This window comes from Paenibacillus borealis (assembly GCF_000758665.1).
Lineage (GTDB): Bacteria > Bacillota > Bacilli > Paenibacillales > Paenibacillaceae > Paenibacillus_AQ > Paenibacillus_AQ borealis.
Map to the genome: position 1 here is coordinate 6,962,571 of NZ_CP009285.1, position 14,758 is coordinate 6,977,328.

The window sequence follows — 14,758 nt, forward strand, 5'->3', positions numbered from 1 at the left end:
CATTGAATGTTACCCTCTGAACCTCCCTCTCTATCACTCCGCCCACTCCTGCGGCATTTGCTTCATTCGTTCAGCTACCTTCACCGCGTAGACGTGCAGGTTGAAATGCTGCAGCATTTTGAAATAAGCCTGAAAGTTTTTCAGATTATACGGGTCCTTCATACATAGTTTTTCATAATACTCCATACTCCGGTAGTAATCGCCTTGAGCGGCGAAGTACTCAGCCAGCCTGTTCAGAATCTGCATATATTTGATCGCGATGCGCTCACGTTCGCCTTCAATAAAAGACTCGTACCTGTATTCCTCCAGCAGATCCCCGCGGTACAGCTGCTCCGCCCGGATCAGCTCCTCCATATTCCCGGTCTCCAGCTTAACCTCCAGGAAGGCGGCCAGATCCAGGTCTATAAGGCTGGTGTTCAGAGAGTACAAGCCATCGACATTCTTGATATAACGCGAATTCCGGCCCGGATTGCCTCCCGGCTCCAGCGTACTTCTGAGTACAGACAATGCCACATATAGCTGATTCTGTGCCGATCCAAGTGATTTATTCTGAAACAGCTCTTCGATAATAATATCCTGCGGCGTTCTTCCCTTATGGTTCACGATCAGGAAGAGCAGCAGTCTCAAGCTGGCTTTGCGCCGTACCACAATGGGCTGATCATTGACGCTGATGCTGAGCGGACCTAGCACTCCGATCTGCAGCAGCGGTGCGGCCTCCGCTTCCAGTAATATTGCAGTTGTATCCCTCTGCTCCTGCTTATAGCGGTCAGCAATGAAGGGATAACCGTTCTTCTCACAGACTTCGTTCAGTTCCAGCCACTTCACGCCTGCCGCCACGGTCGCCTTCTGCTTCAGCAACAGCGTATACTGCGCGGCGACTACATGCGCGAACACGAATTTGAACGATTGCAGCACCTGATAGGCGATTTCGAGGCAAGGTCCGGCTTCCTGCAGACGGCCTGCACTGACGTAGGCTCTGGCCAAATAGATATTGGACAAGCCGATATCACGGTCAAATCCGAAATTCTCAGCCAGTTGAACCGTTTGCTGCGCCCATTCAATAGCCTGCGGGACATCCTGGACGAGATTGTAGAGCTTGCATCTGCTGCAGTATAGGAAGAACTGGAGCGCATCATCATTGCCCGGGCTGCGCTCCAGGGCTTTCTCCAGATATTCAACAGCTTCAGGAGCCCCGTCTTCAATCAGGGTGTCGGCAATCCCGCTTAATGCATAAGGCAGGAAATGTATATCCCCCTCCGATTCTGCCAGGAACAGGCAGCGCTGTGCACAGGCCTTGGCCTCGGCGGTCTGTCCCAGATTCAGCAGCAAATCCGCTTGAAAGTTAAGGCTGAGCATGATCATCGGCTGATCCTGCACCCGTTCGAAGGTCTGCAGTGCGGCTTCCGACAGTGCCTTGGCTTGTCCGAGGTCCCCCGTCAGCTTATATATACCGGCCAGCTGCTGGCGGATCAGAGCCGCCCACATCTGCTGCTGCCGTTCTTCCAGGCCAGCCAGGTTCTGCTCCAGCCGCCCGATCAATTGATGCAGAACATACAACGGGATGCAGCGGTACAGAGTGATGGAGGATTCGATATAATGGTGGTCAAAAAATTCCTCCAGCCAGCTCTGAAGCAGTGCCATGAATTCCTGAGGCTGGTAGCGCACCTGAAGCACCCGCATCAGCCTGCCGGCATTCACGAAATCCCTGCCCAGAATGGAATGGGCAAAGGCCGGAAAAAATTGATGATTCCCCTCATAAACGCCGCTCAGCTTCAGATGATCCTGATTGATCCCGCTGCGGCTGTTTTCTGTCCGGTGGCGCTCGATTAGAAAAGATCGGAATAATTTATGATACCGGAAGGTCTGTTCATTGGGATTAACGCTGAAGGTGAACCGCTTGATCAGGAGCGCCGGGACCTCTTCATCCGTCAGGTCCAGATACTTCCGGATGACGGACGGGTCCAGCTCTCTCATGATACTGGTCTTGAGCAGAAAAGTACGCAGCGCCGGGGTCTGCAAATTCAGCACTTCCCGGTCCATATAATCGTAAAGATGCGGAATTCTGGACAGCTTCGGGAGAATACGGTCACGTTCCTCTACGGGCTTGCCCTGGACTGCATCACGGATCAGCTCCAGGCTGGCCGGCCAGCCTTCAGTAGTATGAAGGATATATTCAATCTCACGGGCTTCCAGCGGTGCGGACGGCATATCCCGAAAGAATGCGCCGATCTCCTCCTGCGTAAAGGCCAGCTCCGACTTGCTTATATTGAAGTAATTCCGGCGTAATTTATAGGAAGCGTAAGGCAGGGATGGCAGCAGCTGTCCGCTCAGAACAAAGCGGATCCCCGGCGGAGTCTCACCAAGCAGTCTCTCCAGCAGCTCAAGGATCTTCTGAACCGGATTAATGACATGGACATGGTCGAGAATGATGTACAGCTCTTCCGGCCAGTTGGACAACGTATGCAGCAGCTCTTCCGCGCCGGCATGAATAAACTTGGGCAGACGGTGGCTGTCAGGCCGCTGCTTCACCTGTTTGCCAAGAGCAGCCAGTAAATGAGCAATGAAGATGGAGGCGGAACTGTCGCTGTCATGCAGCTGATACCAGACGGCCGGCAAGCCCCTGTCCAGCATATAACTGGAGAGCAATGCCGTTTTGCCATAACCCGGTTCCGCAACCACCGTAATCAGCTTCACCTGACGGTTACGGTCCAGAAGCTCATACAGACGGGGACGGGGGATACAAAACGGACTGCCCGGTATGCTGATCCTGCTATTATTCTCATGTATGTTCAATCGGTTTCCACCTCGCTGCAATCGCATTTTTTGACATCATTCCCCAGTAACCCTTCATACGCGAAACGCAATCCATCTAACGTTAGAAAGATTGACATCATTATACCTCACTACTCTATTTATTTTTTAAAATTATGAATATTTCCCTCTTCCGGAGCAATTAAAGACGCTTTCATCAGCCTTACGGATCATTTCTGTAAGATCCCAGTAAGGTCAGCCTACTATCATATATCACATGTCATATATGTTGACTCAGGAAATCTGAATCTCCAGCAGAAATACATTTCTTGTTCAATCAGGAGGGTAAAAACTTGAGAAAAGAATGGTTAAGCAAGTCTATTATGATCATGGCCTTCACATCGCTCTTGATTGGCCCGCTCGGCAACGCCTTCGCTGCCCAGGAGCCCTCAGGCAAACCGCGCAAAAGCGAATGGTCCGCAGACACCGCTCCGCAAGAAAAGGTGATACAGATCAAGCCGTCTTCCGGCAGCACAGCTGCCGGAGCAGAAACGAAAGCGATCCCTGCCGGAGAAGCCGCTTATGACAGCAGCACGATTATCGTGAAGTATAAGGCCGGATTCACGTCACCTTCCAGCTCCATTCTGGATTCCAGCATTCTTCAGAGCAGCATTAGGCTCTCCGGCATTGATGCAGAAGCTCTGAGTGTGCCTGCCTCTGCCGACATCGGTCCATTGATTACCGAACTGAACAACGACCCCAACGTCCTCTACGCTGAGCCTAACTACAAGCTGTATCCGGCAGCAGCCGGCACACTTCCGGACGACACCTATTTCGATAAACAATGGGCACTGCTCAACACGGGACAGGATCCCGCAAATACAGATCAGCCCGGCTTACCCGGGATCGACATTAAGGCTACCGAAGCCTGGAATATTACGCAAGGCAGCAGTGATCTGATTGTCGCGGTCATCGATACCGGCATGGCTGCCGGTCATCCCGATCTGGCGGACAATATCTGGACCAACAAGAAGGATTATGCCGGTAACGGCAAGGATGATGACAACAACGGCTATATTGACGATGTTCACGGCTGGAACTTCATTGATCATACGAATCAGCTCTATGATGCCGTGGATGGGGACTGGCACGGAACAGCCGTAGCCGGGATTATCGCCGCCTCCTCGAATAACGGCATCGGCGTATCGGGCATCGCCCCCAAGGTGAAGATTATGCCGCTCAAGTTCATGAAAGGCGAATACGGGACCGTGCTCGCTCTGATCGAAGCCATCCAGTATGCCGAGAAGAACGGGGCCAAGATCGCCAATATCAGTGCCGAAACCTACAACTACAGCCAGGCGCTCAAAGACGTAATTGATGCCTCCAAGATGCTCATTGTTGCCCCTTCCGGCAACTACAGTGTGAACACGGATGCTACACCAGCTTATCCGGCCGCCTTTGACAGCCCGAACATCCTCTCCGTTACGGCAGTGGATAATACCGGGAATCTGGCCGCCATGTCCAATATCGGCGCGGAATCGGTGGACGTTGCAGCGCCTGGCGACCTGAACTGGACAACAGCACCTGTGGTCAATTCAGGTCTGGCCGCGCAGATAGACGACGGCACCTCCAGAATTATTTTTAACGGGATTGCTTTTGAGAACATTCTGGACGATGAGGATGCTGACCAGAATTACAGCCAGGAGGCTTTTGACAAAGCTATGGATTATCTGGGTGCCCCGAAGGATGACGCTTCTGCAAGAATACTGCTCGTACAGGATGACGGCTCCAATATCGAGCCTTATCCAAGCAGTCCGAAGCTGTCCAAGTACAAGGCACTGCTTGAAGATTACGCCGGGTTCGACGAAGAGGAGGATATTGTCCAGTCCGCACCGAACGGCGGGGACGGCCCTTCGGCAGATCTGCTGGGGCAATATGATGTTGTCATCTGGTTCACAGGCACCGCCGCCAGGAACAATCTTAAGAATATTACGGACAACGATCAGGCCCAGCTGAAGGAATATCTGCAGGCTGGAGGACACCTCCTGCTTACAGGGTCCCATTCCTTAAATGCAATGGAAGAATCCGACTTTACGAGAGATGTCCTGCATCTGTACTTCGTCGAGGAATATTTCTATTCGAACGTACTCGGAGTTTCCGGAACCATCTATGATGGCGTACAGTATCCGCTGGATGAAGACAAGGACAGCTACAACTGGGTCATTTCCAGAGATCCGAAGATTGCCACCATTAACCTTGAGAATATTACAAAGGCACCGAACAGCACTTATACCTACAACTATACACAGGGTACCTCTTACGCTGCCGCCCATGCTTCCGGTGTTGCCGCACTGGTGCTCAGCCAGGAGCCGTCACTCAGCCCGCTTGCCGTTAAGCAGCGGATCATGAGCAGCGGCACACGTCTCAGCTCACTGACAGGCCGTATAGCCAGCGGAGCCATGATCAACGCCTATCAGGCGCTGACAGATGATGACATTCCCGGCACCCCTTACGCCGGCGGCAGCATCACTAACCGGCTGGATGAGGCTGCGGACGTGAATGATGTCTATTCCATCGAGCTCCACGCCGGTGAGAATATCAGCCTGGCACTAACCGGTGATGCAGGAACAGACTTCGATCTGTATCTGTATTCTCCTGAAGCGGCAACCGTTCAGCGTAACGACAATATCCTGGCTTACTCGGAGAATAAAGGAACCTCTTCTGAAGCTATAGATTTCACAGTGAACGAGAGCGGAACCTACTATCTGGACGTGTATGCCTACAAGGGCAGCGGCAGCTATACGCTTAGTGTTGCCACAGATAACCTGGCAGGCAGCTATGAGGATACCAGCAGCCCGCTGATCTTCACCGGCCCTTGGGCACAGGTCAGCAGCAGCGCCTATTCCGGAACAACCGCCAAGCAGATTAATGCGAAGGGCAAGGTCGAGTTCGCCTTCGTAGGCAGCTATATCAGCTGGACCGGCTCCAAGAATGACAAGCAGGGCATCGCCAATATCTATATCGACGGGATCAAGGCAGCAGCCCCTTCACTGTTCAGCAAGACCTCCCTGGACAAGCAGCTAATCTATGAAAAAATCGTTCCTTACGGGCAGCATACCTTCACTATTGAATGGACGGGCAAGACCGATCCAAATGCCAAAAAGAGCGGCACCGCCTTCATCAATGTCGACGCCCTCACAGTAGCTCATCTTGTTCAGGAGGACAATGCCACTACCTCTTACAGCGGTGCCTGGAAAACCAACTTCAGCCTGAAGCATTTCGGCGGAATTGCCAAATATGCAGACGGCCCTGAAGCCTCTGCCCAATTCAAATTTGAAGGCACTCAGGTACAGGTACTGGCGTACACCGGACCTAACCGCGGTATCGCTGACATTCTCATTGATGAGAAGCCGGTCGCTTCCGTTGACTTATACAGTGCAGTGCCTGAATTCCGGGCAGTGATCTTCGAATCGGCAGCCTTGCCTGCGGGCAAGCATACCCTGCGTGTCGTCCACACCGGGGAGAAGAATGCGGCTTCCAGCGGCACCTATATTTCGGTGGATGCCATCTCTATCCCGCAGTAAATACCTTCTATAGAAATGGGGAACCAGACATTGGCTAAATCATTCATCAAACAATCGGTTGCGCTCTTCACTTCCGTCCTTCTGCTGGCGGCTCCTCTGGGCAGTCCGGCAGGGGCAGCCGGAACAACGCCGGCTTCGCAGACACTTGCCGGTCTGCTCAATCCGGCACAGCCGCTTATCTCTCCTGAACTGTCTGCTGCTCTTACAGCAGCTCCAGTGGTTGTAGACGGGAATATTAATACTGCTTCTTCCGCCAAAATAAGTGTAATCATCCAGCTGACCGGACAGGCCGTATCAGAAGCCAAACGCTCCGCCAGCATGTCCAGACGCTCCTTCTCTGTGCAATCGGCCGAACAGTCCGTCATGTCGGAGCAGACCGTCTTCAAGAATACCGCCAGCTCCAAAGGCATTCCGCTGAAGGTCAATTACCAGTACAACACTGTACTGAACGGAATGGAGGTTACGGTCAGTGCCAATCAGATTCCGCAGCTGGCGAAGCTGGCCGGAGTCAAGTCCATCAGCCTGAACAGCACGTATTATCCGATTCCGCTGATCGATTCCCCGGCTGCGGAGAACAGCTCCGGCAGCAGCTTCGAAATCGATCCGATTGCCCAGATCGGGGCGGACACCGCCTGGCAGAGCGGCTTTACCGGCAAAGGCGTGAAGGTCGGCGTCATCGATACCGGGGTCGATTATAAGCATCCTGATTTGAAGAATGCCTATAAAGGCGGCTACGATTCCTTCTACCAGGATAATGATCCTTATGAAGAGCCTCCGGCCATCTTCGGCTTCGAAGGCACCAGCCATGGCACCCATGTAGCCGGAACCATTGTAGGGCGGGGAGAGAATCCCACTTCCGAGGTTGTCCAGAAAGGCGTTGCCTACGAGGCTGACCTCTATGCCTACAAGGTACTGGGTGCAACCGAGAAGGAAGACGGAACCTATCAGACCTCCGGTACCTCGGCCCAGGTCATCGACGGCATCGAGCATGCTGTTAAGGACGGGATGGATGTCATCAATTTGTCACTCGGCTCTGACCTGGAGAAAGGCCCGGATTCACCGGATTCCATTGCCGTGAACAATGCCGTGCTCTCCGGCGTCGTAGCCGTAATCGCGAACGGCAATGCCGGCAGTGACGGCAAATACTATTACTCCATGGGCTCGCCGGCCAGCTCACAGCTAGCCATTTCAGTTGCTGCCGCTACAAGCACCAGCATCCACTACAGTGCCAATTTCAGCGCCCAGCTGACGGACACCGTAACAGAGGAAGTATACTCAGTGACCGACACGGTCTACTCGGACCTTCTCGGCTGGAGCTATAAGGGCGCGAATTTCAGTGATCTGCTCGGAACCGCACCGCTGGATGCTGTATATGCGGGACTTGGGGATTACAGCGACTATAACGAAACCGGGGATGTAACGGATAAGGTCGTCGTGGTTTCCCGCGGCAACCTGACGTTCGTAGACAAGGTCGCTATTGCCAAGGAGAAGGGGGCAAAGGCTCTGATTATCTTCAACGGCAATTCGCTGGACGGATCGGAAGAAGCCGATCTCTCCGTCAGTATTCCCGGACGTGACGGCCCGTTAGGCGAGATCGCCTTCCTCGGCGATGATTATGCCCATATCCCTACCTTCGACATGCCGGGAATTGAGGGACGGGCACTGGCCCGGGAGATTCTCGCCAATCCGGACAAACCGCTGCATATCACCTTCGGCAAGGATTATCCGATGACTGTAGCAGCTGGCGACACCATCGCCGACTTCAGCTCACGCGGACCCAATTCCGATGATAATTATGGTATCAAGCCGGATATCAGTGCGCCAGGCGTGAATATTCTCTCCACCCTGCCGGAGTATGCTGCGCTCTACGGTGATCAGGAGTATGCTTATTATTTCGATAAGGGGGATCCCAGCTACGATCTGGCCTATCACCGCTCCAGCGGCACCAGTATGGCTTCCCCGCATATTGCGGGTCTTGCAGCGCTTATGACGCAGGCGCATCCTGACTGGACGCCGCTCGATATCCGGGCTGCACTGGCCAACACAGCGGATGTGATCTCCAACGCCGGCGGTACACAGTATGATGTGTACTCCCAGGGTTCAGGCCGGGCGGATGTAGCCAGCGCTCTGCTTACACCGGCTGTAGTGGAAGCCCTTGATCCGATTACCATTTACGACGAGCAAATGAATGCAACCGTGATGGAGAGCGAGGCCAGCAATCTTAGCTTCGGAGCTATTCAGCCGGGTGATGCGCCGCTATCCAAGCCGCTCCGGGTGAAGAACTTCTCCGGTGATGAGGTGACCTACACCGCTTCGGTAGTTATGCATTCAAGCGTAACATCCGATCCTTCTGATCCGGTTGCCACTCCGGATGTAAGCAGCATAGAAATGACGCTTGGCGGACTTGACGGAGATGCTACAATCACCGCCGCCGCGGGCTCCAGCATACCCTTTACCCTTTCGGCCCAAGCGGCTGAGGGCGCAGCTCACGGAGTATATGAAGGAGAAATCCTGCTGCAGAGTCCGGGACTTCCTCCGCTTCACCTGCCATTTGTCATTCATGTGGGAACCGACGTTGCCGATAATGACTTCGGACTGATTGACGGTGCGCTGACGAACAAAAGAATCTCACCGGCTGCTCCGGCCGACTTGTCCGTCACACTGGCCAATGATCACACCAATTTCATGGTTGTTGAGGTTAACGGCCTGAGTGAAGGCTATATCGGGCGGATCTCCGACTGGTATGAATTAAACGAGCAGACCCAGCAGCTGTCTACACTTCCTGCGGGGCGGGTGACCTTCGAGAATATCGACGGCAGCTACTCGGACGGAACAGTAGATGAGTATGGAAATTACGTCATCAAGCAATTGGAGCCGGGGCAATATAAGCTCGGCATATATGCAGTGCAGTATGACGAGAAATTTAATGTCGCAGATGTCCAGCTTGTAAATATGACGTTCTATGCGGTGGGTGAGGACGAAGAAGTCACCGGACCAACCCAGCCTACGCCTGATCCGGGCAGCGGCGGAGGAACGGCTACTCCAACGCCTATTCCTACTGCAAGTCCTGTTCCTACCCCAACCCCTGTATCGGGTAATGGCGGCGGTGGCGGAGGATTGGCACCTTCACCAACGCCAACGCCATCCTCAACACCAGCCTCAAGCCCAAGTACGGCAACCTCTGCCGAACAGCTCGCGGCTGTAGTTGAGCCAGGGCAAAGCGTTGCCGCCCTTACAGGCACCGCTGCTCTGGAAGGAGACCAGACGGTGGTCTCCATCGATAATGCCGCGCTTCAGAAGGCACTGGATGCTAAAGCCGCAGCTGCTGTCTACAGCATAACTGCTGCGGAGAACAGCAGCGAGGGGGCCAGCCTGCAGCTGACTGCCGGGCAAGTGAAGCTGCTGCAGTCCGCGCCTGCGGGCAGTTCACTGGCCTTCACATGGAAAGGGGCATCCGTAGCCTTACCGCTGTCTGCCCTGTCAGGACTCGGCGCTGATGCCGGTCTGACCGTCACGATTGCACCGGCAGCTGACAGTAAAGCCACATTTGCTGCCCGCTACCCGGGTGCAGTAATTCTCGGAACACCTTATACCTTCGAGGCCGCTTCCACAGTGGCAGGCGTCTCCTCCAAAGTAACGTTCGCACCGGATCAGATCGTCCACCGGGCCTTCATACTGGATAAGGGCATCGACGCCACGAATGCAGGCGCGCTTTATACAGAAGGGGACACTGTATATCCTGTGCCTGCCCAATTCAAGACCATGACGGATGGATCAACCTTAGTCAAGATCAGCCGTCCGGGCTTCTCGACTTATGCAGCAGCAACAAGACAGATCACCTTCAAGGATACCGGGTCCTCCTGGGCGAAGAGCGAAATCCAGACCCTGGCCGGCAGGTTCATTCTGAATGGAACTTCAGCAGATACATTCTCGCCGAAGAGTCCCGTTACCCGCGCACAATTCGCCTCCATGCTCGTGACGGCCATCGGCCTGGATAAGCAGCCAGGAACGAATGCCTTCAAGGATATCAAGGGAAGTGAATGGTATGCGCAAGATGTGAATGCCGCCTACAAGGCCGGCCTCATCACCGGCTATGACGGAAGCTTCAGACCGGGCGATGAGATTACGCGCCAGGACCTGACCGTCATGCTGGCCAGAGCGATTAAGCTGCTGGATATCAGGTTCACCAGCGGCTCAGCTCACGTACCTTATAGCGATGCTGCTGCATTCAGCAGCTATGCCAAGGACAGCATTCAGGCAGTCAGCGATGCCGGACTGATGCAGGGCGAAGCACAGCAGGGACAATTCATCTTCCACCCTGCGTTGCCGACCACCCGCGAAGCTGCGGCTAAGGTTCTGTATCAGCTGCTGAGTTTAGCAGGTTCCCTGTAGCAGGCTCAACAATAGAAGGAGCTGTTCCAAAGTAGGTTTAAAAAATAGCGACAGACCAGATCTATGCTCAACACCATAAAATCAAAAGAGCAGCGATTCTCCTGTAATTGGAGGATCGCTGCTCTTTGTTTTTGTTGTTTTTTTAAGATTGTAAATTGGATTCCCGCTTAAACAGTGGAGAGGACGGACTGATTGTGGAAAAGCGTAGCGGTCGCCTTGGTCTCCGGATTTTCACCGCTAAGGGGAATGAAAAAAATCTGGAGAGCACAGCGATTGGAACAACAGTCCGTTCTCGGAGCGTCCACTCAAAAAGATTATTTTTTCAAATGATAAGGCACAGTAGTAATGATTACATTTCTGCGGTACAGCAGATGCGCGCGGATCAGGAGGCTGGATTGGTTATGCAGGATATTATGCCAGCCCTTCTTCGGAATGAATTGAGGAACGATTACAGTAACCTGATAATTCGATTCGCTTGCCTTGCGCTGGACCGTGTCGATGAACTTGGTCAGCGGATGAATGATGCTGCGGTATGGCGAATACAGCGTCACCAGCCGCACCTCGGGATGGAATTTCTTCCATTTCTCTTCGAAGATGGCGTCATCCTCCCGCTCAAACGGAATATGCACCGCAATAATCTGTTCGGCACCCAGCGACTTGGCATACCGCAGGGAGTTCTCCACTACATGCGTAATTCCGGCCACCGGCAGAATAATGATATTCCCTTCAATCGCCAGCGGCGGTTCGCCGCAGGTAGTAATCCGCAGCTGGTCGGCCACCGATTCATAATGCTTGTGAATGCGGTAGAAGAACAGGATAATCAGCGGCAGGAAGACCAGCACCGGCCAGATTTGCGGGAATTTCGTCAGGAAGAACATAATCGTAACAATGAAGCTGATGAGCGCTCCAATCGTATTGATAATAAGCTTGGGCAGCCAGCCTTCGGGCTTCTGCCGGATCCATTTGACCATCATGCCGGTCTGCGAGAGCGTGAAGGGGATGAATACCCCTACCGCATACAACGGGATCAGGTGCTCAGTCCGTCCCTCAAAGGCAATAATCAGAATGATCGACAGGATACCGAGGCTGAGAATCCCGTTAGAATAACCCAGCCGGTCGCCGCGGACCGTGAACATCCGGGGAATAAATTTATCCTTGGCCAGATTCACCGCCAGCAGCGGAAACGCGGAATATCCGGTATTGGCTGCCAGAACCAGGATGAGCGCCGTGGTCCCCTGAACGAAGAAATACATGAAGTTGCGGCCGAATACCTGCTCGGCAATATCGGAAACCACTGTAACTTCCTCGCGCGGGGCAATCCCGTAATAATAAGCCAGGAAGACAATCCCTGAGAATAACAGCGCCAGCAATATACCCATCGCGGCAAGTGTTTTGGCTGCATTGTTCGGTGCTGGAGCCCTGAAGTTCGGTATGGCGTTCGATATGGCCTCTACCCCTGTCAGCGCCGAACTCCCCGAAGAGAAGGCCCGGAGCAGCAGGAACAAGCTCACTCCAGCCACCGGTGTACCCAGTGAGGTATGCAGTTCGGCAGGCACATTGCCGGTCACAATGTTGAACAATCCAAGGCCAATCATGATAAACATGGCAAGGACGAACAGATAGACCGGATAAGCCAGGAAGGACGCCGATTCGGTGACTCCCCGCAAATTCAGAGTCGTAATCAGAAGCACGAAGATGATGGCAATAATTACATTATAAGGATGAAGACTCGGAAAAGCGGAAGTGACTGCATCTGTTCCGGCAGATACACTTACCGCCACAGTCAATATATAATCCACGAGCAGTGAGCCGCCGGCCACGAGACCCGGATACTTGCCCAGGTTCTCCTTGGATACCACATAAGCGCCACCGCCTTGGGGGTAGGCAAAAATAATCTGCCTGTAGGAAAGAATCAGCGCCAGCAGAAGCACGAGTACCCCTACAGCGATAGGAATGGAATACCAGAATGCTGCTGCACTTATGGTAATCAGCACCAGCAGAATCTGCTCTGGACCGTAAGCAACCGAAGACAAAGCATCCGAGGACAGAATGGCAAGGGCTTTGGTCTTGTTTAACTTCTGCTCGCCCAGTTGATCGGACTTCAGCGGCCGTCCAATCAGGAATCTTTTTACCGAAGACATCATCTCAGCTCACCGACTTTTTTAAGTTATATTACCCTTGGCGCACAATTATAATCTGGCCCTATAACTGGATACAGACACTATATTTGCTGCGCCGCCTGGTTAATACCTTAATCCTTTTATAACATTCTGTATAGGTGCAGATACCATAGACATTTGCGGTTTTTTCATTACTAAATTACATATCTTATCTGATAACTGCACATACTTCTGAGGCCATGCTCATGCCGGTTACGAAACAACAGCAAATGGACGAAGCAGGCATTACGCTTCGTCCGTTTGCTCCTATCCGTTTTATTTTCAGCAATCAGCCGTTTACAGCTTTATACGCGGCTTCGTATTCGGAGATGATGGCATCGCCGCCGGATTTGCGCCATTTCTCAACCTCTGCCTTGAAGCCGGCCAGATCGATTTTATCGAGAATATACTTGTAGGTAGCATCTGTAATGATCTTCTGCAGCTCAGATCCTTCCGATGAGAACGTAGGGGATTCAAGCGAATACATCGGATTAAGCACCGCATACTTTTCATTCTCAAGAATCAGGCGTGCCGCTTCTGTTCTGAGCGGATCGGCATCATGAATGGCATACCCGGGCTCTTTGGGGCGCGAGGAGGAGAACGGCTGCACTTCCTGCTGCCACAGCTCTGTATTCGTTATGGTAACTGCTTTGTCTGCATCAATCGTGTAATGCACACCTTCGATTCCGTAAGTCATCAGAGCGAATACCTCTTCTGACATGATATCATTAACAAATTGCAGGATTTGCTTGAGCTCCGCTTCATCTTTGACTTCCGATTTAGGGAAGGAGAGCAGGCCGCCGACGCCGTTGCTTGAACTCCAGATGGCCCGGTCAGCCTCATTGCCGGTGGATGTTATATCGTTCACCATGACAAGATCCATCGAATCCTGAATGCCTTTGGCCAGGTTGAGCAGGTTCTTGCTGTCAAAGAGTGCTCCGACATAAATCCCCGCCTTCCCCTGCGCGAACCCTTGCTGCTGGTCATTCTTGGCGGTTACGGCAAAGTCTTGATTGATATAACCCCCTTTGTACAGCTCTTTCATATAGTCCATCGCCTTAACATATCCTTCAGACTCGAACTCCGGCGTAACTTTACCGCTATCATCCACATGCCAGCTGCTTGGGGTCCCGAAGTAGGAGCCCAGCGTTTTGAATGCGCCGAATACGAGATCGCTCCGGTCAATGAAGCCGGTCGTATCCTTGGACCCGTTGCCGTCCGGATCCTGTTCTGTAAACGCTTTCGCAACTTGCATTAATTCAGCTGTTGTTGTGGGTACCTGCAGCCCCAGCTTATCCAGCCAGTCCTTGCGGATAATGACGCCATTTCTGGCGATATCCTTCACCATCGGGATGCCATACAGCTTGCCCTCTATGGAGGCTGAGGTCCGCATGTCCTGCGAAATCGCTACAAGGTTCGGGAACTCGTCCAGATAAGAGGATACTTCCCAGAATACACCGGCCTTCAAGGCATTGCGTACCGAGGAATTGTCCAAGAGCGTAAGTGTGACGATATCCGCAAGTGAATCGGAAGCAAGTGCCGTATTGATCCGTTCCTCTTTGGAGGCGTCCGGGACCCAGGAGAAATCAAGCTCTGTATTCGTAATCTCCTCAATTTTATTCAGCACGGTATCGGTCGGCGGCGTGGTGGAATGCAGAATGTTCATCCAGCTGATTTTTGTCTTCGCTGCGGGTGCCGCCTTCCCGGCTTCATTCCCGGCTGTATTTGCAGCCTGCCCCGGATTTGCTGATTCATTGTTGCCGCAGGCACTCAGTACCAGAGCCCCGCTGACGGCAAGCACTGCTAATTTGCTGATTTTTTTGTTCATTCCCTTTTCCCCTTTTCAGATCGTTTGAATAGCTTTATCTTCCT

5 protein-coding genes are annotated in these 14,758 nt (G+C 52.9%); 2 read left to right on the plus strand and 3 right to left on the minus strand.

What is annotated here, in order from left to right:
• Positions 1–33: 33 nt before the first annotated feature.
• A complete protein-coding gene (locus PBOR_RS29360) occupies positions 34–2,793 on the minus strand; it encodes an AfsR/SARP family transcriptional regulator (protein WP_042217394.1) in 2,760 nt (919 codons plus the stop codon).
• Positions 2,794–3,104: 311 nt separating this feature from the next.
• Here PBOR_RS29360 and PBOR_RS35815 point away from each other — a divergent pair, with 311 nt between their 5' ends.
• Both PBOR_RS35815 and PBOR_RS38405 read left to right on the plus strand, forming a co-directional pair.
• Complete coding sequence (locus PBOR_RS35815; protein WP_052429691.1) at positions 3,105–6,335, plus strand: S8 family serine peptidase; 3,231 nt, start codon at positions 3,105–3,107, stop codon at positions 6,333–6,335.
• A gap of 30 nt (positions 6,336–6,365) precedes the next feature.
• Entirely contained in the window at positions 6,366–10,727 is a 4,362-nt protein-coding gene (locus tag PBOR_RS38405; RefSeq protein ID WP_052429692.1) for a S8 family serine peptidase, read from the plus strand.
• A gap of 314 nt (positions 10,728–11,041) precedes the next feature.
• Here the strand turns inward: PBOR_RS38405 and PBOR_RS29375 are convergent, their stop codons facing one another.
• Positions 11,042–12,871, minus strand: coding sequence for an APC family permease (locus PBOR_RS29375; protein ID WP_042217396.1), 1,830 nt, complete (start codon positions 12,869–12,871; stop codon positions 11,042–11,044).
• 304 nt (positions 12,872–13,175) lie between these two features.
• A complete protein-coding gene (locus PBOR_RS29380) occupies positions 13,176–14,714 on the minus strand; it encodes an extracellular solute-binding protein (RefSeq protein WP_042217397.1) in 1,539 nt (512 codons plus the stop codon).
• Between the last annotated feature and the right edge of the window lie 44 nt (positions 14,715–14,758).